We start from the raw sequence: 23,254 nt of genomic DNA, 5'->3' as shown, positions 1-23,254 counted from the left end.
CGTTCATGGCTAAAAGTGTATTGGTTGTCGACGACTCCGCGAGCGTTCGGCAGGTGGTCGGCATCGCGTTAAAAAGTGCCGGCTATGACGTGATCGAGGCCAGCGATGGCAAGGACGCCCTGGGCAAGCTCAATGGCCAGAAAGTGCACCTGATCATCAGTGACGTGAACATGCCCAACATGGACGGCATCACCTTCGTCAAGGAGGTCAAGAAGCTGGCCAGCTACAAGTTCACACCGATCATCATGCTCACCACCGAATCCCAGGAGTCGAAGAAACAGGAAGGCCAGGCCGCCGGGGCCAAGGCTTGGGTGGTCAAGCCGTTCCAGCCGGCGCAGATGCTGGCGGCGGTATCCAAGCTGATTCTTCCTTGATAGCCGGAGGCTCCCATGCCGTTGCAGTACGAGACACACGATGACACCGCCCAGGTGCACATCGACGGCGAGCTGACGATCTACACCGCGGCCGAGCTGGCCGCGCAGTGGCTGCCGCACCTGGGGGCCACGCCGCGAATGGCCCTGGATCTGTCGCAAATCACCGAGATGGACGGCGCCGGCCTGCAACTGCTGCTGATGGTACAGCGCGAGGCCTCCAGGGCTGGGACTCACCTGACACTGATCGGCCAAAGCAAGGCCGTCACCGAGACACTTGCCCTGTGCAACCTGGTTGCCTAGGGCCGCTGCAATACGTCGGACACGACAAAGGATATGAGCGTGAGCATCAATCTCGATCAGGCACAGCAGACCTTCATCGTCGAGGCCCGGGAACAGTTGCAAGCGATGGAAGAGTCGCTGCTGCAACTGGAAACCGACCCCGGCGACGATGACGCCATTGGCGCGATCTTCCGGGCGGCGCACACGATCAAGGGCTCGGCCGGGCTGTTCGGCCTGGAACCGATCGTCAGCTTCACCCACATCGTCGAAGACGTGCTCGATCGCCTGCGCAACGGCAGCGTCGAGGTGGACACCGGCCTGATCGCGGTGCTGCTCAAGTCCAGCGATCACATGCTCGAACTGATCAACGTGGCCGCCAACCAGGGCGGCGCGCTGCCGCCACCGGCCCTGCAACGGGAAGTGGAACTGTGCCAGATCCTGCAGGAGTACCAGGCGCCCTCGCCGACCGCGGCCCCGACGCCAGCCCCAGAAATCAAACCCGGTGAACCCAGCGAAACACACCTTTGGCACATTTCCCTGCGCTTCGGCCAGGACGTGTTCCGCAACGGCATGGACCCGCTGTCGTTCCTGCGCTATCTGCAAACCCTGGGAGAAATCGTCGACCTCAGCACCTTGACCGACGCCCTGCCCGCCGCCGATGCCTGGGACGCCGAATCCTGCTACCTGGGCTTCGACATCGCGTTTCGCTCGCTCGCCAGCCACGGGGCGATCAACGAAGTGTTCGATTTCGTCCGGGAAGATTGCCAGATCGAGATCGTTGCCCAGGATGACGACGTCGCCCCCGCGGCCAACACCGACCTGGCGACCACGGCGCCGGAGCAGGCCGAGGAACGCACCGCGCTGGTTGCCAGCGGCGAGTTGTTGTCCGACCAGCGCAAGACGCCGCGCATGCCCGCCCAGATCGCCAGCGACAAACAAGCGGTGACCAGCGACAGCAAGGCCAAGGACGGCACCTATGTGCGAGTCAACGCCGACAAGCTCGACGAGCTGATCAACCTGGTGGGCGAACTGGTCATCGCCAGTGCCGGCGCCAGCCTGCTGGCCCGCACCTGCAACAACGATCCATTGCAGGAATCCACCTCGACGGTGTCATCCCTGGTGGAGGAAATCCTCGACGGCGCCTTGCGCCTGCGCATGATCCCCATCGGTGAAACCTTCAATCGGTTCCGCCGGGTGGTGCGCGATGTCAGCCAGGAACTGGGTAAGGACATCGACCTGATCATCAGCGGTGCGGAAACCGAGCTGGATAAAACCGTGGTGGAAAAAATCGGCGACCCGCTCATGCACCTGCTGCGCAACGCCATGGACCACGGCATTGAAACCGCCGAGGCGCGGCTGGCGGCCGGCAAACCGGCCAAGGGGCACCTGCACCTCAACGCCTATCACGACTCGGGCAGCATCGTGCTGGAAATCGCCGACGACGGCGCCGGCCTGAACCGCGACCGGATCCTGGAAAAAGCCCAGGAACGGGGCCTGGTGACGCCCGGCGCGAGCCCGACCGACCAGGAAATCTACAACCTGATTTTCGAACCTGGCTTCTCCACCGCCCAGGCCGTGACCAACCTGTCGGGGCGTGGCGTGGGCATGGACGTGGTCAAGCGCAACATCACCCTGCTGCGCGGCACCGTCGACCTGGACAGCCAGCCCGGCAAGGGCACCGTGGTGCGCATCCGCCTGCCGCTGACCCTGGCGATCATCAATGGTTTTTTGGTGGGCATCGGCCAGTCGACCTATGTCATTCCGCTGGACATGGTCCAGGAATGCATCGAGCTGAGCGAAGACGATGGGCGTGCCAGCCGCGAACAAGGCTACCTCGACCTGCGCGGTGAGGTGCTGCCGCTGGTCTACCTGCGCGATCACTTCAGCCACGAAGGCCCGGCCGCGCGCCGGCAGAACGTGGTGGTGGTGCGCTACGCCGAACTCAAGGCCGGGCTGGTGGTGGATGACTTGCTGGGTGAGTTCCAGACCGTGATCAAGCCACTGGGAAAGCTGTTTGGCGCCCTTCGCGGCATCAGTGGCTCGACCATCCTGGGCAGCGGCGCCGTGGCGTTGATTCTCGACGTACCGGCGCTGCTCACCCAGATCGCCCAAGTGGAAAATCGCTACACATCGACTCAATGACAACAAGCCAACGCTCGCTGACGCTTTAGCAATTCCATGGAGAGGTACTTCCCAATGAAATGGTTCTACGACCTTAAAATCGCCACCAAGCTGATCACTTCATTTCTTGTGGTGCTGGCGCTGACAGCCGTCATGGGGGTGTTCTCGATCATCCAACTGGGCCAGGTGAACGGCACCACCATCAATATCCGGGAAAACTGGATGCCGTCCATGCGCGCCGCCTCGGGCATGCGTTTCTACGGGGCGAACTATCGTCTCAAGGAAAACAGCTTCATTACCGCCGAGTCCGAACAGGAGCGCGTCACCATCGAGCAAGAAGCGCAAGAAGCCAGGAAAGGTTTTGAAACGCGCCTGGCGACCTATGAAAAACTGCTCTCCAGCGCAGAAGATCGCCAGCTGTTCGAAGCCACTCGTACTGATTGGCTCGCTTACCTCGCGGTGAGCAAGGACCTGCTTGCACTTTCCCGACAGAACCTGGCCGAACAAGCCCATGCGCTGCTCAGGGGTGAGTCCAGGCGTCGATTCGAGCAGGTAGCCTCTGACCTGCAAAAACTGGTGGAACTCAATGATGTCGGCGCCGGCAAGGCCAGCGAGCACGGCACGGAGCTGTTTGAAAACGCGCGCCTGTCGATCATTGCCGTGCTGGTTGCCGCCCTGCTGGTGGGCCTGGGCCTGGCGCTGTTCATTTCGCGGGTCATCTCTCGCCCATTGAAACAGGCCGCCGCGGTTGCCGGACAATTGGCTGAAGGCAACCTGAACACAAAAATCGAGGGTGGCTCCAAGGACGAAACCGGCATGGTGCTCAACGCCATGCAGAACATGGTCGGCAAGCTCTCGCACATCATCGGCGAAGTGCGGAACGCCGCGGACAACCTGGCCAGCGCTTCCGAAGAAGTCAGCGCCACCGCGCAATCGATGAGCCAAGCCACCAGCGAGCAAGCGGCCAGCGTCGAGGAAACGAGTGCCTCTATCGAGCAGATGAGCGCCAGCATCAACCAGAACACCGAGAACGCCAAAGTCACCGATGGCATGGCCAGCAAGGCCGCCAAGGAAGCCACCGACGGCGGCGAATCGGTGCAGCAGACCGTGGTGGCGATGAAAAAAATCGCTCAGCGCATCAGCATCATCGACGACATCGCCTACCAGACCAACCTGCTGGCGCTCAACGCGGCCATCGAAGCCGCCCGCGCCGGGGAACACGGCAAAGGCTTCGCGGTGGTCGCCGCCGAAGTGCGCAAGCTGGCCGAACGCAGCCAGGTGGCCGCCCAGGAAATCGGCGAGCTGTCCTCCAGCAGCGTCGACATGGCCGAGAAGGCCGGGCACCTGCTCAACGAGATGGTCCCCTCGATCAACAAGACCTCGGACCTGGTGCAGGAAATCAGCGCCGCCTCCGAAGAACAGGCCGCCGGTGTGGCGCAGATCAACACCGCCATGACCCAGCTCAACCAGGTGACCCAACAAAACGCCTCCAGCAGCGAAGAACTGGCCGCCACCTCCGAGGAAATGAGCAGCCAGGCCGAGCAACTGCAACAGGCCATGAGCTTTTTCACCTTGGACACACCGCCCAAATCGGCCAACCAGCCCTTGAAGGTGGACAACACGCCGGGCCCGTCCAGCCGCAAACCGGCCCGAACTGCCGCGCCCGCCCTGCCCAAGGCCTTCGCCTACAGCATGGCCAGCGCGCCGGACGAATCCGAGTTCACCCGGTTCTGACGATAGGTTCCCATAGGCTCGCTTAAAGGAGATAAAGGCATGGGCGCCATCGCGACCACACGTCAAACGGCCCTCGCGGTCGAGGAAGAAGCGCAATACCTGACGTTTATGCTCGGCACGGAGATGTTTGCCATCGGCATCCTGTGCATCAAGGAAATCATCGAATACGGCAACCTGACCGTGGTGCCGATGATGCCGACCTTCGTACGCGGGGTGATCAACCTGCGTGGTGCGGTCGTGCCGGTGGTGGACCTGTCGGCCCGTTTCGGCCGGCCGAATTCGGCGATCAGCCGCCGCAGCTGCGTGGTGATCATCGAGGCGGCCAGCGCCGACGGCCAGGCCCAGGACATTGGCCTGCTGGTGGACACAGTGTCGGCGGTGCTGGAAATCCCGGCCTCGCAAATCGAGCCGCCACCGAGCTTTGGCGCGAAGATCCGTGCCGATTTCATCAGTGGCATGGCCAAGGTCGATGGCAAGTTCGTCATCGTGCTGGAGGTGGACCGCGTGCTGTCCATCGACGAGATGTCCCAACTCGCAGAAGCCAGCCCGAGCGCGCTGGAAGTGGATGCCCCGTGAACGCTGATGTTTGCAAGGAACGCACGGCAAGTTCACTGGTGCTCAGTGACCGCGAGTTCGGCCAGTTCCAGTCCTGGCTGTACCAGGCCGCCGGCATCAGCCTGTCCGAAGCCAAGAAAGCCCTGGTGGCCGGGCGCTTGTTCAAGCGTCTCAAACACTATGAGCTGGACAGCTACGGCGAGTATTTCAAGCTGATCATGAACGGCCAGCGCACCGATGAGTTGCAGGTAGCGCTGGACCTGTTGACGACCAACGAGACCTACTTTTTCCGCGAACCCAAGCATTTCGATTTCCTGCGCCAGCACGTATTGCCCCACGCGACACCGGGCAAGACCTTGCGCTTATGGAGCGCGGCCAGTTCATCAGGGGAAGAACCCTACAGCCTGGCCATGACCCTGGCCGAAGGGCTGGGCACCACGCCTTGGGAAGTCATTGGTTCGGACATCAGCAGCCAGGTGCTGGCCAAGGCGCGCTCCGGGCATTACCCGATGGAACGTGCCCGCAACCTGCCCCATCCGCTGCTGGTGAAATATTGCCTCAAGGGCACCGGCAGCCAGCAAGGCACGTTCCTCATCGACCGGGCCTTGCGCAACCGGGTCAACTTTATCCAGGTCAACCTCAACGACACCTTGCCGGAGCTGGGGGAGTTCGATGTGATCTTCCTGCGCAACGTCATGATCTATTTCGACCAAGCCACCAAACGAAAAGTGGTTGCCCGCTTGCTGCCCCGGCTCAAGCCCGGCGGGTACTTCATCGTCAGCCATTCAGAAAGCCTCAACGGCGTGTCCGATGCGTTGAAACTGGTGGCGCCATCGATTTACCGCAAACCATGAGCGCCGCCATCAGCGAAGTGGCCGAGCTGTACCTGGCGCCAGGGGAGTTTCGCTTCGCCACCTGCCCAACCCGCCTGCGCACAATTCTCGGCTCTTGCGTGGCGATCACGCTGTGGCACCCGGAACGCAAGATCGGCGCCATGTGCCACTTCATGTTGCCCAGTCGGGGGCGCTGCTCCACCGCACTGAACGGCCTCTACGCCGACGAAGCCATCGAACTGTTCATCCGTCAGGCCCGGGCTTATCGCACCGAACCCGAGGACTACCAACTCAAGCTGTTCGGCGGCGGCGAGATGTTCCCCGAGCTGCAACGCCACGTGCCCTACGGCGATGTGGCGCGGCTGAACGTCAACGCCGCGCTGGAAATGGCCGCCCTCTATCGCCTCGACCTAATTGCCCAGGACATGGGCAGCACCGGCCACCGCAGCATCATTTTCGATCTGCGCAGCGGCGATGTGTGGGTCCGGCACCAACCTATAAGGACCCGGCACTGACCATGTCAAAAAAGATCAATGTACTGCTGGTGGATGACTCGGCCGTGGTTCGCCAGGTGTTGCTGGCGATCCTCAGCGACACACCGGACATCCACGTCATGGGCGCGGCGGCCGACCCGATTTTCGCCATGGACAAACTGGCCCGCGAATGGCCCGACGTGATCGTGCTGGACGTGGAAATGCCGCGCATGGACGGCATCACCTTCCTGAAAAAAATCATGAGCGAGCGCCCCACGCCGGTGGTGATCTGCTCGTCCCTGACGCCCCGGGGCGCGGAAACCACCTTGCAGGCGATGGCTGCCGGCGCGGTGGAAATCATCACCAAGCCCACCACCGGCCTGAAGAACTTTCTGTTGGAGTCGGCGCCGGAACTGGTGTCGGCGATCCGGGCCGCCGCCCAGGTCAACGTGCGCAACCTGGGCAAGCGTCCCGCCCCGATCGCGCTGACACCGGCGACCAAACTCACCGCCGACGCCGTGCTGCCCGCCGCCAACGGCCACGCCATGGCGCAGACCACCGAACGCATCGTCGCCCTGGGCACCTCCACCGGCGGCACCCAGGCCCTGGAAGCGGTGCTCACCGCCCTGCCACGGGTGTGCCCGGGCATCGTCATCGTCCAGCACATGCCGGAAAAATTCACCGCCTCGTTTGCCGCCCGGCTCAACAGCCTGTGCCAGATCGAAGTGCGCGAGGCCCGCAACAACGACCGCATCCACCCGGGCCTGGCGCTCATCGCTCCAGGCGGCAAACACATGATGGTGACCCGCAGTGGCGCGTTCTATCACGTGCAGGTGGTGGACGGTCCACTGGTCAACCGCCACCGCCCTTCGGTGGACGTGCTGTTTCGCTCCGTGGCCAAATTCGCCGGCCGCAACGCCACCGGCATCATCATGACCGGCATGGGCGACGACGGTGCCCGAGGCCTGAAGGAAATGCTCGACGCCGGCAGCAGCACCGTGGCCCAGGACGAAGCCAGCTGCGTGGTCTTCGGCATGCCCAAGGAAGCGATCAAACTCAACGCCGCACAACGGGTGATGGGCTTGCAAGAGATCGCACAGGTCATCCTGCATCGATAACAAGCGCTCGCCCCTGGCCCCTGTAGGAGCTGTCGAGCGAAGCGAGGCTGCGATCTCTTGAGCCTGACACAAAAAATATAGATCGCAGGCTCAAGCATGCCCTGCGCGTGATGAATGCGGCGTGACCGAGCGAAGTGCCACGGAGTCGGGCAATGAAGCGACATGGACGGTATGTGACGGAAAAGCAAATTTCGTGTCCAGGTCAGCAACCGCTTCCATGACCTTCAGATTGATCCTCTGCTGGACGTCCATGTAGACGTTATAACTGGCGTCCAGAACGATATAGACCGTCTCGAACTCCAGCGCGCTCTGGCCAAAACTTTTGAAATGACACCGATCGAACCGGGCTTGGTCTTCATTCCTGATGATGGCTTCAACCCGTTGCGTGATCTGCCTGACCTGTTCGGTTGAACAGTCATAAGTCAGGCGAAACTCGAAAACAATCCGACGCTCCTGCAACCGTTTGTAATTCTGAATAGTGCTGCCGATCATATCGGCGTTCGCCATGACAATTTGTTCGCCCCCCAGACTTCGTATGCGGGTCGTCTTCAGGCCAACGCGCTCCACCGTACCGGCAAGCGAACCCACCACGATGAAGTCGCCCACCTCGAATGGCTTGTCAACGGCAATCGACAGCGAGGCGAACACATCGCCAAGAATATTCTGCACCGCGAGCGCCACAGCGATACCACCGACGCCAAGGCTCGCCACAAAGGCCGTGATGTTAACGCCAACGTTGGACAGCATCGCGAGTAAAATCACCGCCCATAGGAGCACCCTTGCGCCCCAGAGGCTCAGGGTCGCCAAGGCACTTGCTTGAAATATCCCATTCGCACCATGGACAGAAAAATAGCGGTGCAGCAAAAGCGCCAACGCTCGGTTCGTCCATAAGCCGACCTGCAACGCCGCCACCACGAACCAAAGGCTGCTGACACGACTGAGCCAGCGCTCAGGCAAATCAAGTAGGCCTATCCCGACCAGAATCGATGCCAATAACAGCAGCGCGTTGCTGGTTGCCGACAGCACCTGGCTGGCAATGTGACCAAGGTGAGTATCGCCCGCCCCCGCCCTAGCCTGGATTCTCCTGAAAACAAACCAGATCGCGGTTCTTGCAAACACGTAGCTGAGCACAGCAGCGCAAAATGCAAAGATCCAGCTCGCCAACGAAATACCTAGCAACGTGTACCCGGTGAAAAAACCCTCGAATCCCTCAATCATCGCTTCCCCCTTGAGTCCTGCCGCTGCGCATGTGTCACGCAGCCGCGCCAGGTAAAACGCCACGTGATCCAGTGCGCAAATCAAGTGGCCTGTTGGGGTTAGTCGTTATGGGCACCGGTCTGTTCAATGAAATCGTCACGGCGTCGCCAGGAGAAAGCGCCAACCACCGTGCCTATACCGGCGAGATCGTCGCCAGTACGCCGATCAAAAGGGTCAGCGCCAAAAAACCACCCAAAAAAAACGCCATCTTCGCCATGAGCACTCCTGAATCAAGACATTGCAGTACACCGGCCGCCCGAGAGGCTACCCGCGCGGTTATTCTGGGGTGGGGCTCGGGTTCATTACAGGGGCACCTGAGGCAGGAAAGTACGGATCAGACGCGCGCGCCCAGGCCTGCGCCGGGTTCGCTCAACGCAATCAACCTGGGATTGGAACGTGGCGCGCGGTCGGAAAAACTCAACGAGGTAAATCGCTAATGGTCCTCGATCACGGCTATCATTGCCGCTCGCCCTTTTGACAGGCGATGTCGCAGGCCACCCTCAAGGATCCAGGTATGACTTTTCTGCCGTCACGCTCCACCCTCCTCGTCTCCAGCCTCTTGCTCAGTTCCCTGTGCTTTGCCGAAGGCGAGCCGGTGGACGGCAGCCTCATCAAAGACTCGACCAAAGCCGCCGTTTCAACGTTCATTACCGCCGGCAAGAACCTGTTGGGCGGCGTCAGTGAAGGCGTGCTCGATGGCCGCGAATCGGCCCAAGGCACCGATGGCGCCGCGATCATTTCCTCCGGCGAGCAAATGAAAGATCGCATCGCCGTTGAAGTATTGAAGCTCGAGCCCAGCGACGAAAACGTCAGCATCACCCTTGGCTTCAAGAACAGCACCGACACCCAACTGCGCGTGGTCAACCTCGGCCAGACCGGCGTGCTGCTGGCCATCGACCAGGCGGGTTACTCCAACCGCCTCACCGGGCTGGGCAACCCGGATGAAGTCACCATTCCGGCGAAGACCGCCGTGCGCCAGAAGTTCGTGTTTGAAGCCATGAGCGAGGCGGTCAGCACGGTACGGGTGTGGGGGCAGGATTTTCCGGTCAAGAAATAGTGCACCCGCTCGTTCGGACGATCGTTCCCACGCTCCCGCGTGGGCATGCATCCCGTGATGCTCTGCGTCACCTTCCAGAAGCGGAACGCGGAGCGTCCCTGGCGGCGTTCCCACGCGGAGCGTGAGGAACGATCGTTCAAAGTTGTAAGCATAACGCAACCTGTGGCGAGGGGATTTATCCCCGCTGGGCTGCGCAGCAGCCCCAAAAAACCGCGCAGCAGAACACAGGATTCATTGATAAACCCCAAGCTCAATCCGGGCCAGATAATCTTCTACTACCTGAGACTTTTACCCCACTCCCCGGCTCAAGCCTCAACGCCAGCACGCTCATCAACACAATCACCGCCCCAACAATAACCATCGCTGACGGGCGCTCAGCCAACACCAAAGAAGCCATCAACATCGCCGTGGGCGGTATCAGGTAAAGCGCCATGGAAGCGCGGCTCACGTCGCTGTACGCCAGCACGTAAGCCCAAGCAAGGTACGCCAGCGCGCTGGGAAAAATACCGAGAACCAACACCACCAGATTCACCGAAGCCGAAGCCTGCCGCGCCGCGCTCAACATGCCCGGCGCAAAAATGAACAACAGAATCGTACCCGACCAAACGCTGTAACAAACCAGGGTCAAACCGTCATAACGATGGGCATGGCACTTCTGCAAAGCGAAATACAAACTCCAGGACAGCGCCGCCAACAGGATCAATAACCCATGGGCGTCCATGTCACCCAAGCCACGATCCCCCGCGACCACCACGCCCGCGCCAAGCAAGCCGCACAGCACACACCCCCACTGCCAACCACTGACCCTGTCCTTGAAGACAAAATGCGCCAGCAGCGTGCTGAACAACGGCGTGGACTGGGCCAGCACACTGGCCGCCCCGGCGCTGACGCCCCGCTGACCGTAATTGAGGTCGATGTGGTGCAAGCTGACGGCAAAGAAACCCAACACCGCCAGCAACGGAAAATCCCTGAGACGGGGCCAGGAAATACCCTTCACCATTGCAACGAGGGCCATGAACACTGATGCGATGAGAAAACGCATCAGCGCCAGTTGACCGGGTTCATAAGCCTGCAAGCCAATGCGAATCCCGATCGGCGAATAGGCCCAGCAAACGATCACCAACAGCGTCGCCAGGATAACTTTCACACCGGTTTTGCCGGAGGAACCTTCAACCAGCGCAAAACGCGTTTCCATCTAAAGTTCCTGCTCACTGACCGATTTGAATCGAAGTATCGAAACCACCCCACCTCAGCACAAGTGACTTAAACTCAGCCCACTATTCAGTTTTGGTGAGCTATGGAACTGTCCCAACTGCGCATGCTTAAGACGGTCTGCGACACCGGCAGCATCGCCCGCGCCGCCGAAGTGCTGCACTGCGTGCCGTCCAACATCACCGCGCGCCTCAAATCCCTGGAACGGGAACTCGGCACGCCGCTGTTTTTCCGCAAAGGTCGCGGGCTGCAAGTCAGCCCGGCGGGCGAAGTGTTTCTGGAGTACGCGACAAAAATACTGAGCCTGACAGAAGAGGCCCGCCGCGCAGTCGCCCCCACCCGCGCACCGAGCGGCCCACTGCGCATAGGCGCCATCGAGTCCAGCGCCACCGGGCGCCTGCCTCAGTTGCTCGCCCAATACCACGCGCAGTATCCGCAAGTCTCACTGGAACTGAGCACCGGCACCTGGGCGCAGTTGCTGGACGATATCCAGCATCACCGGCTCGACGGCGTGATCGTAGCGGTGGACATCGAACGGCCCGGCCTCAAGCGAGCGGTGATGTACCGCGAAGACCTGGTGCTCATCGCCTCCGAGTCCCACGGCCCGCTGCGCAGCGCCGCCGATTTGCAAGGCAAGGCGATCTTCATGTGGCCCACGGGCTGTCCGTATCGATTGGCGCTGGAGCAGTGGCTGCTGCGTCATGGTCAGGTACAACCGATCACCAGCATCGCCAGTTATGGCGCCATCGTTGGCTGTGTCAGCGCGGGTGCCGGCGTCTCGCTGGTGCCTCGGGGGATCTATGAGCAATACCGCCAGCGGGCGGGTTGGACGGGGTATGAGTTTCCTGAACTGACGGGGATCGATAACCTTTTTTACTGGCATGAAAACGCTGGGAAACATCCTGCCAGAGAGGCGTTTTTGACGATGCTGCAAACGGAGCTCGGAGCGTAACCATCCCCAACCGCCTCGGCGCAACGGGAGGGAGCATTTGGTTGCGTTGGCCGAGGCGACGGGGATGTCGAAGCAGGGGCTGATGCCGGTGGGGGTGGCGGCGCTTGATGGGTTCAAGGCGCAGGGAGTTGTATCGGGGACTTATTGAGAGTGAGTTGTGATGACTCATCTACGAACTCCGTATCGACGCCGGACCACCAACAATGCCAACCGGGCATTGTCGGTCATCTGGACTCTGCCGTGTTCGCGGCGCTATGCAATAGCTATTTCATGCTTTCAAGGGAATATTTCGCATAGTCACCAGCGCCGTGGCGCAGAGGGTTTCCTTACCTTGTTTCACGGCAAATAAATCGGCAGCCGCAACCGTGGTGTTGTTCGACGCTTTGATGACTCTCCCCCTGGCTAGTAGCTTTTCACCGTCAGCCGGGGCGATTAATTTGACGGTGAAATCAGTGGTCATATTGATCCAGCCAGGCGGCAGCAGCGTCCCAGCGGCCGAGCCTCCAGCAAAATCTGCCAATGCTCCGACGATGCCACCTTGAAAATATCCATTATGCTGAGTGAGTTCTTTGCGCGCCGGCTGTTCAATTTCACAATGACCTGGCTTCAGATAATTGTAATGAAACCCCAGCAACTGCGCTGCTGGCATACTGAGTACTGCGCGTTGGACGTGCTTGTCGAAGTCGGGATTGCTTGCAGCGAAATCTTCCATGGAATTCATCCTTATAGTAGGCATTTGTGAACAACACTAACCCTGCCATCGCTCGAGCTTATTATCGATGTACTGAGTACGTATTGCGTTGCGCATGACCTTGCCGCTACTGGTTTTCAGCAGTTTTCCTGGCATTAACAAAACAATTGTGCTCGATATCATGTCTTTATTCGGCCTGTCACATGTAGCTCTCCTTGGCGAATAAACCAAGGTCTCCTGTACGTAAATAAGCCGGTTGAATGTCGCCTGATAAACGCTTTGCGAACGTGTCTGCAGAGAGAGGTTACTGACTCCAATAACCCCGTGCGAGAGGGCCTTGAGTGTAATGATCAGACGTGGCGAGCAGTCATCACTGCGCCGAGGCGGTTCAAAGAGATCAACAACCAGCTCCCAGGCTGCATCGGGAATTCGTAACGCTTCACCATCGTGGCCTCCTGCCTTCGATGGGCGCGAACTCTACCGAATGTTAGTGTTTAGCGGCGGTGGCGGCGGTTTCAAAGGATTTCGTACAGAACCTAACGGAGATTCCAATCATTAACACGGAGTCAGCATTGGAAATAGCCCCCTACTTCATCCTCGATGAAACGCCCCATTGGGTAGTCAACCACCACCTGGCCTCCGCCCTACCCGGCTACCTCATGCTCGGCTCCAAGCATCACGTTAATTCACTGGCCCAATTGCCCGAACCCGCACTCGCAGAGCTGGGCAGCCTGATGGCAAACATCCAGAGCGTCGTTGAAACACAACTGAACCCCAAATGGCTTTACATCAGCCGCTTCGGCCACGATCCCCGCTACCCCATCCACTTCCATTTCATCCCGGTGTACGACTGGATCGAGGCACTGTTCTGGAAAGATGCGCGGTACAGGTTGCTGGAAACATTCGGGACTCAAGAGAACGCCCAGACATTAACCGATGGCGCAGAGCTGACGTTGTTCATCTGGCGTGAGTTTGGTGAGAGCCCCACGCCGCCAGCGATCCAAGGGCCCTCTATCAGCCAGGTAATTGAAAAGTTGCGGCAAGCGTTCAGGACTCAGCCGATACCAAACCTTCCTCCAGCGCATTGGCCATGATGTCTGCTGCTGATGCGTTGACCCAGGTCGAAATATCAGTTTCGCCCCTCGACGCAAGCCAACGTCCGACCATTTGATAACCCAACGAGTAACCGAGCCATTTGGGTTTGTCGCCAAAACCAAAGAACCACTCGTTGTGATCGTAATACCGTGATTCAAGAGTTTGCAGCCCAACCGGTGAGCGTAAAAGATCGGCAGATGCGATGGCATGCTCCCAAGGCTCCGGATCAGTACCAAGCACATGCCGAACAAACTGACCGGCAAGCCCTTCGCTGACCAACGCCTCGCCTAATGTCCAACCATAACCAGGGCCGCCCATGCGCAGGCAATGATGAACCTCATGAACAACATGCCGACGCAGTGCGCCGGTGCGTAGGCTGGAAAAGAAATTCGGATTGTCGGGATCAAGGGTCATGGTAAACATGGAGCTGCGATACGCCCGTCCTACCAGGCCCATTTCTGGAATGGTTTCGCCCGGTAGCCGCTGAATCAGGACATCGAGTCGCGGCGGGGGCATTAGGCGAGCAATAGCCTCGTAAGCGGCGTCAAACTCGTCAACCAGCTCTCGGCGAAGCTCGGCAAGACTCCCCGAGGCCTCCAGCCAGTGCAGCGTCCATTGCTCCATGTCCCCTCTCCTTTATTAATCAAAGCACCTGGCTCGATGACTCCGGGCCGCTCGCGACGGTAGATCCCCGCTGGGTAACTGTCCAGTGTCGATCAGGTTTGACTGCGCCTCTGTCTGCCCGGTTATCTCTGGCAAAAAACTGTCTCGATTCCTACAAGGCTCTCGGAAGCAGGTGTCTTGCCCGTCCAATCTGGTGAAACCTATAGTCATCCCATCGCCGAATAGGGTGATCAGGTTTGGCGACCTGCGTATCGGATCAGCCCTTTAAGTTAATTGGAGCAATCCCATGCAAAGATACACACCCATCACCGGCATCGACTGCACTCCCGCTTCCCTGCTCATCGACACCCAAGCGCCGCTTGACGTACTACACGCCACAGCTGATTACCGCATCCGTGTGGTGACCCAGGTGCTGGAGAACATTGCATTTCGCTCTGAAATCACCAGCGATACGGTGGTGCTTTCGGACTTTGCACAGCTTTTGGTGATTCCGTTGCGGGATGGGTGCGATTTGCTGGAGGTGATTGGTCGGCGGCTTCAGGCGCAGGTTGAAAGCTGACGGAACGACGGGCGCCTGAGAGCGCCCGTTTTACGTAGTCAAAGATGTGTATCTGCATCACGCACCAGATCTGACCATCTAGTTTAAAGATCCCGACTTGCAGAAAGCGGCCAAAACTGGTCCATCGAGTTTCTACAAAGCAGGGGTAGATTCATTCGATCAATCACGACTCTGCACGTCGCACAACCTACTAACACTCGACCAGAGGTCGTATAAATCGTCAGCCATGCGTTCCGCCATGCGAGCTCTCTTTTCAGGGTTGGTCAGTACCATCAAATGCTCATCGCTGGGATTTTTCATGTTGAGTTCAGTGGTGTAGCGCCATAGCAAACCGTTGCTACTGACTCCGTTGTTTTCTAACAGCGCCGTCAGTGCATCCAGGCGGCTGTAATCATGCGGATGGGTGTCGGCATCGCAGTAATAACCGCAGTAAAAGCGGTGATTGAGCTCGATGTAAACCGCGCCTGATACAGAGCCGAGCTCGTAAAAAAGGCCAAAATGGCGGTTATCCCGGACCGCGCTGTAGTAGCGGTCGATTATCGCCGCCGTCGGCGCTTTAAAGGGTTTTGGCAACTCGGGATATTTAACCTCTATACACTGCGCAACCGCTTGCCAGAGTTCCAGTTGCAGGTCTTTCAAGGTCTCGATGTAGGCTTTTTGCAAGTCCCGAACCACGAGCAGATTGTTGCCCTGACGTAACGTCTGCTTGATAGCGTCCATGTAAGCATGTCCTTGGTTCTGGAAGGTCAATTTTGCGATGAGATCGATGTATTGCAGCAGGCTTTCACGCACGGCAGCTTCGCGGATCACCCACGGTTGGCATTGCTCCAGCCATGGCAGGATGTCGGCGGCGTAGCTGATACGTTGGTAATCGATGCCCAGACAACTGCGGGGATCAGCATCGCGGCCATCCAAGGTAAGGTAGACCGGCGGATAGGTCTGGTAGCCCTCGCCCTGAAGGGTCTCCAGATAGCGAAATAACTGAGCCTCCTGGTCCTCGGCGTAGAGCTTGTTTTCGATGATGATCGCTTGCCGTTTGGCGTTACGGATCAGGATATCGACGTTGCGGTACTCAACCTCCACCGTGACGTCGCGGCAGTCGAAACCCTCGATATTCAATGCGTCTAGCAGTAACTGCAGCAGTTTGCCACCGGCCGCATGAGCGCCTTGGGGGTTGAGCAAGAAGGCCAAGTAGCGAGAGTGCAGGCGCACTTCATCCGAGCCACTGCGCAGTAAGGTGAACAGGTTGAAAGCCGGGGGGCGATGCAGTTCGGCCCGGAGTAAAGCGGCGCGATTGATCAAAATGTGCAAGGCTCATCTCCTTGTGCTTGCAATGTTGATGGTGATTGTATTGCGCCATCACTGAATCCGCATCCGGTATATGCAGTTCGCTCAAATTTAGGATTTCTTGCATATCAGCCTTTGGCAAGGCGCAAGCCCAAGCAAGCGCCCGCTTTTGGCCGAGAACTGCCGCTCCAAAGGGCCGCTTCCGGCCAATAGCTGCCCGTGGCGAAGACAGGTTTGATGCGCGGTCGCCGTGGACACGCCGAACAGACTGAAAGTGTCAAACTGTGCGCATTTCGACCTACGGAGCAGCGTTCTTTATCCACCATACCCGCGTGGGTATCGGTTCAAAGAGAATCACCGCCAGGACCCTTCTTTCCATAATTGATCGCAAGTGGCGGCTGCCATCCTGCAACCGGCCCAACGTGTACCTTCACACCTCTGGCGAATTGCTCTTGTAGGTATGGAGCCCCTCTATACAAAATCGCATTACAATCTTTCTCCAGCTCTTTGTACAAAGAGTTATCGCTGGCGCAGCTGTACAGGAGTGCCACGTTAAGCACACCTTCCTTGCTTTGGGCTGATACTTTTACATAAAGATCACTTGAATCATCCGTAAACTCAACTGCCCATCCAGCGCTTCTTAAAGGACGTACTAAATCGTCGATGCAATCCTTCATAAGCAGCGCCTTTCGAAGGGTCGCTCCGTCGTCGGTTGGCACGATAGGGACCAATTTGCCGTTTTCTTGATAATGCTTCTCCTCCATGAGTTTTATGACCATTTGAGCAGATCCATGAAGAATCGCTTGCTGCCATAAGAGTTCGCTGTCTTTGTTCGTCGCCGGAAAGAGAAGTGGAGCTGAATTATCTTGGTGGTACCACGACTCAATGACACTCACAGTAGATATGGCAACAATCAATCGAGACAAATTTGCCTGTTGCCATTCGGGCGAAAGCCCATGTGCAAAGAGATGTCTGTTTAAGCGGGCCGCACCTTTGTATCCGTCTGTGTTTTTGTAGAATGAATCTTGCAACCACCGCCTGAATGTTTCAAAAGCAAAAACCATCTCGTCCATGCCGAACAGATATTCAGTAGTTTTGTAGTTCGTGGGAGTCCACATTCCTTCGAAGTGCAGTTCGGCGGCATTACTGATGGCTCCAGCAACGGCTTTGTTCACTCTTTCCATGGTCGCTAAGGACTGGGTTTCCATGGGAAGTATTTTTGAAACTGCACCTTCAATGGCTGGGATGAGCGCCGCTATGCTTGCCGATTTGTAACCGGCGTAAAATGCCAAATACGCTTCTCTGGCCAATGGGCGGATATCAGCGAGGCATGACGCGCCGACCATTATTTGCTCTATGCAGACAGCTTCGAAAGAAAGCGTGTAAATAGTGGAAGTATGATAATTGAACAGCTTTATCGCGTCTTCGGCGGTTCGGTGCTCACAGTCATTGAGTATTTTTGTCACGTCTTCTCTACAGACCCAGAACGGGGAGAACCACTCGAGCTTTTCCCAAATTGCTGCCGTCTTTGAATATGACTCGTCCCGCTTAATCCAATCTTCTCGGCTCGCTTCTGTGGTCACTGGAAAGCATGCGCTTCCGTGCTCAGTATGAATTATCACGCAATCGGTCTTGCCAAATCTCCCCACATCTCTGCGTACGACTCCGGAGACGGTTAAACCTTTCGCCACCGCCCAGCTTTCAATCTCTTCCAGATTTACTTTATCTTGGTTGGAGTTTTTAAATCTAGCCCAGATGCCGTTGAACGCACATTCCAACGTTTTCCTTTCCATGATTTTCTCCAAAAGCACCAGACCGAGTCATTCGATATTGGCAAACCTGACACTGTCGCGTTCAGATTGACGAGTGTAGAGATATATCATCGTCGTTTGAGGCGGAAAGATTGCTTGTGGTCGATGAAGCCCTTTGCCACAGGCAGAAATAGGCCAAAGCGAACACAAACGTTTGATTAAGGGGCGGGCTCCAACCCGTCCCGTTGAGCGAAGCGAACGGTTGGAACCATTCGCTATATATTACTACTGCAACAAATGCCCGAGTAAATTCCTCATTAAGTTTTTGATTTGATTTGTTGGTATCTTTGCCTCAAAGCCATTTTTATCCGCAAAACAGAAGCCTTCGCATGGTCGGTGATCGTTTGGAAAAGGGCTTACCCTACAATGAGCGACGGAGTTTCGTAGGCGGTGTATTATCTCCCTCAGATTTAACTCTTGTGATTCTTTTTTTGCACCTGCATTGACAATGCATTCTGGGTTAAAACCCCAAGCCTCCAACTCTTGGAGGGAAGTCTCAGGTATCAATTCCCGCATTCTTTCATGTGGAAAAAACAAAAGCCCGATGAGTCCATTCAGCAGCTGTGTGGTTTCATACTCGCCATTGTAAGTATCAATTAACTCTAGGCTGCGCTGCATGAAGAGTCGTTCGAAACTGTTGAAGTAGCTCACGTAATTACCTCTGACACATCTTTAATAGAGAATTCAGTCGCCCGAGCAGAAAATATAATTAGAGAATTATACTGCTAGGTTTTTAAGTACCGTTGAGTCCATTCTTCATCAAGCTTTTTCATCTTTTTCTTGTTTAAGCCCCTACTCCAAGGGAGTCGGCGCCATTCTGCGTGGCGAAGGGTATTTGTAAGATGCCTCGCTCTTCTCCGGGCCCCCCAACCACCTAGCCTTCGAACCTCGGCACTTAACCTGGCGCGATTCAGGTGGCCAGAGCGCGCTTTAGCGTCTGCGGCTGTAATCAGTTCATAAGGTGGTAGATCTTCAAGCCTCGCCGCTTCAGCCCAAAGCAAGTCGATCATCATGAGGCAGCGCCGCCGAATTCCATCGTGGCAAACCAACCATGTCGTAATTTCGCTGCGAAGACGGTCGTGCCTCAATTCCTCCTCGGTGGGCCCGATAGATCCGTAGCATTTAAGGTATTCAGAATTGCCGTCTAGCAAAGTGCGAAGAGGTGCTCCCTGTCTCAGCAACTCCGTGCCGAAAATCGGATAGATTTCATCAATTTTTATATGGCCTTGCAGTATCCTTGAACATAGATCACTAAGCATGCCACAAACATTACGAACTGACGCCTGAGCCCATGAGGACGCGATGTCGCTAGAAGAGGCTCTTAAAAATCCGTGTAATTCTTGAAGTTTTACATGATGAGCGATTTGATAATAGTCTTGTGCCTTGCGTCCAAGAAATACAATCGTCGCCCAGTCGCCTTGGAGTTCAGTCCATCTACGTCGGTACATCTCCGCCCAATCCAACCTTTGTTGTTGTCGTTGTCCAGACAGTATTCTTACCTGAGCTCCTCCCACCACCACCAAAAGTATAGTTGCTAATGCAGTCAGCTCGGCATCCGTCATAATTTTCCCGCCATCTGTTTCGCCACCAATAGACGGATGATGGCCAATGATCGAAAGAACCGCAATCGACATCTGAATCTGGAGACCCGCGCCTCGCCTTAAATCGCCCACCGGTTTCTAGATTAATCCGATTGGTAGCTTTTGACCAATTGCTGCCGCTCAGGAACGACCGCATTCGGCCCAGGCTGTGTGAAAACGCATGCACGGTTTTGAAGTCTGCGTTGCTGCGTAAAATCTGCCAGCGTTTGGTTAGTCAGCAGACCTGAAATTTGCGTAGGGACGCGACTTTCGTTCCGATTCTGACTGTCAAACTTGCTCTAAAACGTTTTCACACAGCCTCGGCCAACAGCAGCCATTCGGATGCGTCTAAAAAATCAGATTCGATTCAGTACCCAAAAGTAGTCAGGCCGAGAAACAGCATCAAACCACGATTGCTTCTTGCAGCTTAAATTCAAGAAACATCCATTTTGTTGACGAGTTCGATCCGTGAAGATGCAAGCTTCTGCATTTCTCTACGACGTCGAAAATCTCTAGCATCAGATGCAAACTCTACAACAGTTCGTACAACTGCTTCCTGCGGGTCTTTATCTGGCATTTGTCCAACCCAGTCTCTCCAAGGAATAATCAAATGTTCAACGGAAACTTGCTCATATGGATCTCGCGCCGCTGCGATCAGATAACCGACAACCACAGCAATTGAATGGTCAAAGACTACATTTCCGATTGGGCCACCTAGGATAAACTCGGCCACTTCATTTGCGCATGAAGCATTTGCCGTATATCTATGATAGAGGTCCGGATTTTCCTGGCGCAATACCATTAGGGGGATTAGCAAAGGAATATCTAAGAAGTGATCTTTTGGAATGCTGCGCAGTATCAATCTTAACCTAACAATAAGCTGATCAATATCTCGAAGAGTAAACTTAAATCGTATTGCTAAAAAGCTTAATACTTTCGCTCCATACTCATAATCATCCCGCTCTGAATGTCGCGACTTAAAGTAATCTAATATGTCGGGCTGCCTAATTCGAGCGTTAATGTATACTCCCACATCCACCAGGTTTAGATGGTAATCCAAATCGATAAACCTTCTCAAATAATGAGAGCCATCGAATGCTGGGCCATAAACCCCCTGAAAACTCTTGCTAAGCTGGTCACGATTTATTGCAAGAACAAAGACCAGGCGATCCACGTCGAATAAATGCTTTATTCGTTCCAAAACCTCGATTGCGTAAGTTGGTTTGCATCTATCCAGCTCATCAACAAAAAGAATTAGATTTTCTTGTCCTTCTGGCAATGCATCGAGAGCCTTACTCAACTGAACCTTAAAACGCTCTAAGGATTTCTGTTTGATATTAAAGCTATCTACTAAACTACCAACAGAGCCACCGGCCAGCTCGGAAGCGAGTTTTTCGTATTCCTTATCTAGATCCAGGGCTCCAAAGGTGGCAGCCTTTGCGGCAGCAACTGCGGTGGACTTGATAATGCTTGGCGCATATGTTTTGGCTTTCTCCCACGCATTTCTGACGGCAGGCGTATTACTCTGATCGCTAAGCCAGCGATCCAGTACCGATAACATCGGCAGCAAGGGGTCCTCAGCGAAATCGCTTTCCCAAGCATTGAGATATAGGCTGACTTTATTTTCGTAACTCAAGTAACACTGCCAAAGCCGAAAAAAAGTAGTTTTTCCTCCCCCCCACGGGGCATCTATAGCGAAAACCAATGGAGACTGCGCATTCAGCAAAACTGGCGACAGATTCTCAATCTCTGCATGCCGCCCTAGTAAGTCTTGAGGACAAGGCCAAGCGTTTGTATCGAATTGGAGACTTTTGAAGCGTAGTTGGATTGATTTTCTCTCAGAAGGAGTCGTAGCGTCCGTAGTCAAAAGGTTTCTCCTATTTTAAATTCGTGTTGGCGATGACCAAATGCTCGTCTGAGTATCACCGAATCGCCACTTCTTTTGTCGATCTGTTTGATAGTCCGCTCCTGGCCGTTCTCTGCCAGTCGCGTGAGGCAGAAAGCGACCCTATGGGGACATTGAGACTGAGCGGCGGCGCTTGCCTATGCCCACCAGAAAACCATAGCGCCCAATGCTGTGGCGCAATGCCGACGCTTTCAGAGACTTCGAGATGATGGTCAGGGCAGAGGCTGGAGGCTGGTTTTGATGGTAGTGACCACGCGGTTACGGCCTTCGTGTTTAGCGTGATATAGGCGTTGATCGGCTGCACGCAGAATTGCCTCGATTGTGTCGCCGTCGCGACCAAATTGCGATACACCGATGCTCACTGTGACCACGGTTAACCGCTGCAGGCCATGAAAAGAATTATTTGCAACAGCGCTTCGCAGACGCTCGGCAATTACGTGCGCGCCTTCAAGTGAAGTCTGAGGTAGCAGTATCATGAATTCTTCTCCGCCTACTCGGGCTACTCCGTCATACGGCCGGATTGAATCGAGGCATTTATCCACGAAACTCTTCAGGATGTCATCGCCAACCTGATGCCCGAAGCGATCGTTGATGGACTTGAAATTATCCAGATCGAGTGCCAACACGGAGAACGGCTCACCGCCGCGCTTGGCCCGACCAATTTCGACATCGACCCTCTCCATGAACCGACGCCGATTATCAGCGCCAGTCAGTGGATCGGTCGCCGCAAGGTGCCCGAGTTCTTGATTGGTGCGCTGGAGCTCCTGCAGGGCGCTCTCGGTATACGCCATCGCTTCGGCAAGACGCACCATCAACTCCTCTTGGCTGTAAATCTTCGAGAACGACCGCGTGGTAAGGAACGCTTGCACTACCCCATAGCTCAACATGAAGAATCCACCGGCGAAGATTGCATGAGCGAGCCACCACATGTGGTTCCACGGACGGGCAAGGATGAAGGCAAGAGATGACAGCGCAAACGCAGTAACCGAGATGACAAAAATCATCATCAGCGGCGAACGGATACGACGCAGCAGGAGCATTGCCACGGTCAACGTGGAAAGAACGAGGGCACCACCTTCCATCGAGAGGCGCACCGCGAGGTTACCGGCGATCGGCGAATTTGCGACGTACGCCACTGCCACGTCAACCAGCAGGAATAGTCCTATCCAGGTCAGCCACGGGCGGGACTTCATTCGTTGGTCCGCGGCATCAGGTGGGCGGTGGTACGACAGCATTCCAACTAACAGCAGAGTCGCCATGACCAGTCGAGAGGCCGGACCATAAAGCAGGAAGAGCCAGATATTGTGGTGTGCGAGCCCGGTGAACACACCATGCAACGCGTAGATCAGCACAAAACCGAGAAAGCCAAGCGTCATCCAGCGCAGCAGCGGGTCTCCCGATGACTGATAGCAGCGCCACGTTACGTACGTCACAAACAATCCTTCCAAGGTGGCTGCCGCGATCGCCATGATATGGAACAGGTGGTTCTCGAATATAAGTGTGGGGTCTTGAAAGACGTATAAGTAGCCAATCAAAAAGGCCGGAACAAACGCAAATCCGACGAGCAGCAAGTAGGCGTAAACCTTGACCATGACGCGAACGGCTTCAGGTGGCTCGCCGCTGGCGATGAGATTGCTCATGGTTCCCTCCAAGTTCAAATCCATTTAGCCAACACCGGTCCGGTGTTGGCTCCAAAGCCACCTAGATGCCAACGGTCCCTAGCATCATTACGCAGA

The 23,254-nt window shown here is 56.3% G+C and carries 23 protein-coding genes; 13 read left to right on the top strand and 10 right to left on the bottom strand.

The genetic code is table 11. The annotated features are described in order from the left end of the window. Positions 1–5 precede the first annotated feature (5 nt). Genes AACY31_RS06205 through AACY31_RS06170 form a run of 8 tightly spaced genes read left to right on the top strand, consistent with a single transcriptional unit; the run spans position 6 to position 7,487 of the window. Positions 6–374: a response regulator gene (locus AACY31_RS06205; RefSeq protein ID WP_003203044.1), complete on the top strand. Its 369-nt coding sequence runs from the start codon at positions 6–8 to the stop codon at positions 372–374. Positions 375–389: 15 nt separating this feature from the next. Next, positions 390–674: an STAS domain-containing protein gene (locus AACY31_RS06200; RefSeq protein ID WP_339478647.1), complete on the top strand. Its 285-nt coding sequence runs from the start codon at positions 390–392 to the stop codon at positions 672–674. Positions 675–713: 39 nt separating this feature from the next. Further along, entirely contained in the window at positions 714–2,795 is a 2,082-nt protein-coding gene (locus tag AACY31_RS06195; protein WP_339478645.1) for a chemotaxis protein CheA, read from the top strand. Positions 2,796–2,849: 54 nt separating this feature from the next. Further along, complete coding sequence (locus AACY31_RS06190) at positions 2,850–4,508, top strand: methyl-accepting chemotaxis protein (protein WP_339478643.1); 1,659 nt, start codon at positions 2,850–2,852, stop codon at positions 4,506–4,508. A 39-nt stretch (positions 4,509–4,547) separates the two neighbouring features. Continuing rightward, complete coding sequence (locus tag AACY31_RS06185) at positions 4,548–5,084, top strand: chemotaxis protein CheW (protein ID WP_018606024.1); 537 nt, start codon at positions 4,548–4,550, stop codon at positions 5,082–5,084. Then, complete coding sequence (locus AACY31_RS06180) at positions 5,081–5,917, top strand: CheR family methyltransferase (RefSeq protein ID WP_339478639.1); 837 nt, start codon at positions 5,081–5,083, stop codon at positions 5,915–5,917. Before AACY31_RS06185 ends, AACY31_RS06180 begins: the two co-directional genes overlap by 4 nt. Next, on the top strand, positions 5,914–6,411 hold the full coding sequence (gene cheD / locus AACY31_RS06175; protein WP_339478637.1) for a chemoreceptor glutamine deamidase CheD: 498 nt from the start codon (positions 5,914–5,916) through the stop codon (positions 6,409–6,411). The genes AACY31_RS06180 and cheD overlap by 4 nt, the downstream gene beginning before the upstream one ends. 2 nt (positions 6,412–6,413) lie before the next feature. Continuing rightward, the gene (locus tag AACY31_RS06170) at positions 6,414–7,487 is read left to right on the top strand and encodes a protein-glutamate methylesterase/protein-glutamine glutaminase (protein WP_339492924.1); all 1,074 of its coding nucleotides are present in this window, start codon (positions 6,414–6,416) and stop codon (positions 7,485–7,487) included. A 90-nt stretch (positions 7,488–7,577) separates the two neighbouring features. Here the strand turns inward: AACY31_RS06170 and AACY31_RS06165 are convergent, their stop codons facing one another. Next, on the bottom strand, positions 7,578–8,705 hold the full coding sequence (locus AACY31_RS06165; protein ID WP_339492923.1) for a mechanosensitive ion channel family protein: 1,128 nt from the start codon (positions 8,703–8,705) through the stop codon (positions 7,578–7,580). 107 nt (positions 8,706–8,812) lie between these two features. Here AACY31_RS06165 and AACY31_RS06160 point away from each other — a divergent pair, with 107 nt between their 5' ends. Beyond that, positions 8,813–9,181 (top strand): hypothetical protein, encoded by a 369-nt coding sequence (locus AACY31_RS06160; RefSeq protein WP_339492922.1) that lies wholly within the window; start codon positions 8,813–8,815, stop codon positions 9,179–9,181. A 77-nt stretch (positions 9,182–9,258) separates the two neighbouring features. Further along, positions 9,259–9,801: a hypothetical protein gene (locus AACY31_RS06155; protein ID WP_339478631.1), complete on the top strand. Its 543-nt coding sequence runs from the start codon at positions 9,259–9,261 to the stop codon at positions 9,799–9,801. Positions 9,802–10,051: 250 nt separating this feature from the next. On the opposite strand, the gene AACY31_RS06150 is transcribed toward AACY31_RS06155, so the two are convergent. After that, positions 10,052–10,996 carry a DMT family transporter gene (locus AACY31_RS06150; RefSeq protein WP_339504131.1) on the bottom strand — a complete coding sequence of 315 codons (945 nt, stop codon included), beginning with the start codon at positions 10,994–10,996 and terminating at the stop codon, positions 10,052–10,054. A gap of 102 nt (positions 10,997–11,098) precedes the next feature. Between AACY31_RS06150 and AACY31_RS06145 the strand changes: the two genes are divergently transcribed. Further along, a complete protein-coding gene (locus tag AACY31_RS06145; RefSeq protein WP_339478627.1) occupies positions 11,099–11,965 on the top strand; it encodes a LysR family transcriptional regulator in 867 nt (288 codons plus the stop codon). A 268-nt stretch (positions 11,966–12,233) separates the two neighbouring features. On the opposite strand, the gene AACY31_RS06140 is transcribed toward AACY31_RS06145, so the two are convergent. Continuing rightward, entirely contained in the window at positions 12,234–12,677 is a 444-nt protein-coding gene (locus tag AACY31_RS06140; RefSeq protein ID WP_339478626.1) for a PaaI family thioesterase, read from the bottom strand. Between the two features lie 551 nt (positions 12,678–13,228). Between AACY31_RS06140 and AACY31_RS06135 the strand changes: the two genes are divergently transcribed. Further along, complete coding sequence (locus tag AACY31_RS06135) at positions 13,229–13,750, top strand: HIT family protein (RefSeq protein ID WP_339478624.1); 522 nt, start codon at positions 13,229–13,231, stop codon at positions 13,748–13,750. Here AACY31_RS06135 and AACY31_RS06130 read toward each other — a convergent pair. Then, on the bottom strand, positions 13,704–14,375 hold the full coding sequence (locus AACY31_RS06130) for a DUF2268 domain-containing putative Zn-dependent protease (protein WP_339478622.1): 672 nt from the start codon (positions 14,373–14,375) through the stop codon (positions 13,704–13,706). The two genes, AACY31_RS06135 and AACY31_RS06130, sit on opposite strands and share 47 nt — an antisense overlap. A 286-nt stretch (positions 14,376–14,661) precedes the next feature. Here AACY31_RS06130 and AACY31_RS06125 point away from each other — a divergent pair, with 286 nt between their 5' ends. Then, on the top strand, positions 14,662–14,934 hold the full coding sequence (locus AACY31_RS06125; protein WP_018601122.1) for a hypothetical protein: 273 nt from the start codon (positions 14,662–14,664) through the stop codon (positions 14,932–14,934). Positions 14,935–15,093: 159 nt separating this feature from the next. On the opposite strand, the gene AACY31_RS06120 is transcribed toward AACY31_RS06125, so the two are convergent. The 6 genes from AACY31_RS06120 to AACY31_RS06095 all read right to left on the bottom strand — a co-directional run bounded on the left by AACY31_RS06120 (position 15,094) and on the right by AACY31_RS06095 (position 23,158). After that, a complete protein-coding gene (locus tag AACY31_RS06120) occupies positions 15,094–16,245 on the bottom strand; it encodes a PDDEXK-like family protein (RefSeq protein WP_339478618.1) in 1,152 nt (383 codons plus the stop codon). 320 nt (positions 16,246–16,565) lie between these two features. After that, positions 16,566–18,014: a hypothetical protein gene (locus tag AACY31_RS06115; protein ID WP_339504128.1), complete on the bottom strand. Its 1,449-nt coding sequence runs from the start codon at positions 18,012–18,014 to the stop codon at positions 16,566–16,568. A gap of 243 nt (positions 18,015–18,257) precedes the next feature. Further along, positions 18,258–18,683 carry a HEPN family nuclease gene (locus AACY31_RS06110; RefSeq protein WP_339504126.1) on the bottom strand — a complete coding sequence of 142 codons (426 nt, stop codon included), beginning with the start codon at positions 18,681–18,683 and terminating at the stop codon, positions 18,258–18,260. A gap of 74 nt (positions 18,684–18,757) precedes the next feature. Beyond that, the gene (locus AACY31_RS06105) at positions 18,758–19,666 is read right to left on the bottom strand and encodes a hypothetical protein (RefSeq protein ID WP_339504124.1); all 909 of its coding nucleotides are present in this window, start codon (positions 19,664–19,666) and stop codon (positions 18,758–18,760) included. 379 nt (positions 19,667–20,045) lie between these two features. Continuing rightward, on the bottom strand, positions 20,046–21,479 hold the full coding sequence (locus AACY31_RS06100) for a KAP family P-loop NTPase fold protein (protein WP_339504122.1): 1,434 nt from the start codon (positions 21,477–21,479) through the stop codon (positions 20,046–20,048). Between the two features lie 251 nt (positions 21,480–21,730). Then, positions 21,731–23,158, bottom strand: a complete 1,428-nt coding sequence (locus AACY31_RS06095; protein ID WP_339504120.1) for a GGDEF domain-containing protein — start codon at positions 23,156–23,158, stop codon at positions 21,731–21,733. Positions 23,159–23,254 lie beyond the last annotated feature (96 nt).

Source organism: Pseudomonas sp. RL_105y_Pfl2_101 (genome assembly GCF_963970585.1).
Taxonomy (GTDB): domain Bacteria; phylum Pseudomonadota; class Gammaproteobacteria; order Pseudomonadales; family Pseudomonadaceae; genus Aquipseudomonas.
This window is presented reverse-complemented; position numbering and strand designations above follow the sequence as displayed.

What these genes read in the sequence shown, in the direction of transcription:
- AACY31_RS06205 (WP_003203044.1), top strand. Translation starts at nt 6, where the DNA reads ATGGCTAAAAGTGTATTGGTTGTCGACGACTCCGCGAGCGTTCGGCAG.
- AACY31_RS06200 (WP_339478647.1), top strand. Translation starts at nt 390, where the DNA reads ATGCCGTTGCAGTACGAGACACACGATGACACCGCCCAGGTGCACATC.
- AACY31_RS06190 (WP_339478643.1), top strand. Translation starts at nt 2,850, where the DNA reads ATGAAATGGTTCTACGACCTTAAAATCGCCACCAAGCTGATCACTTCA.
- AACY31_RS06185 (WP_018606024.1), top strand. Translation starts at nt 4,548, where the DNA reads ATGGGCGCCATCGCGACCACACGTCAAACGGCCCTCGCGGTCGAGGAA.
- cheD (WP_339478637.1), top strand. Translation starts at nt 5,914, where the DNA reads ATGAGCGCCGCCATCAGCGAAGTGGCCGAGCTGTACCTGGCGCCAGGG.
- AACY31_RS06170 (WP_339492924.1), top strand. Translation starts at nt 6,414, where the DNA reads ATGTCAAAAAAGATCAATGTACTGCTGGTGGATGACTCGGCCGTGGTT.
- AACY31_RS06165 (WP_339492923.1), bottom strand. Translation starts at nt 8,705, where the DNA reads ATGATTGAGGGATTCGAGGGTTTTTTCACCGGGTACACGTTGCTAGGT.
- AACY31_RS06160 (WP_339492922.1), top strand. Translation starts at nt 8,813, where the DNA reads ATGGGCACCGGTCTGTTCAATGAAATCGTCACGGCGTCGCCAGGAGAA.
- AACY31_RS06155 (WP_339478631.1), top strand. Translation starts at nt 9,259, where the DNA reads ATGACTTTTCTGCCGTCACGCTCCACCCTCCTCGTCTCCAGCCTCTTG.
- AACY31_RS06150 (WP_339504131.1), bottom strand. Translation starts at nt 10,996, where the DNA reads ATGGAAACGCGTTTTGCGCTGGTTGAAGGTTCCTCCGGCAAAACCGGT.
- AACY31_RS06145 (WP_339478627.1), top strand. Translation starts at nt 11,099, where the DNA reads ATGGAACTGTCCCAACTGCGCATGCTTAAGACGGTCTGCGACACCGGC.
- AACY31_RS06140 (WP_339478626.1), bottom strand. Translation starts at nt 12,677, where the DNA reads ATGGAAGATTTCGCTGCAAGCAATCCCGACTTCGACAAGCACGTCCAA.
- AACY31_RS06130 (WP_339478622.1), bottom strand. Translation starts at nt 14,375, where the DNA reads ATGGAGCAATGGACGCTGCACTGGCTGGAGGCCTCGGGGAGTCTTGCC.
- AACY31_RS06125 (WP_018601122.1), top strand. Translation starts at nt 14,662, where the DNA reads ATGCAAAGATACACACCCATCACCGGCATCGACTGCACTCCCGCTTCC.
- AACY31_RS06115 (WP_339504128.1), bottom strand. Translation starts at nt 18,014, where the DNA reads ATGGAAAGGAAAACGTTGGAATGTGCGTTCAACGGCATCTGGGCTAGA.
- AACY31_RS06105 (WP_339504124.1), bottom strand. Translation starts at nt 19,666, where the DNA reads ATGTCGATTGCGGTTCTTTCGATCATTGGCCATCATCCGTCTATTGGT.
- AACY31_RS06095 (WP_339504120.1), bottom strand. Translation starts at nt 23,158, where the DNA reads ATGAGCAATCTCATCGCCAGCGGCGAGCCACCTGAAGCCGTTCGCGTC.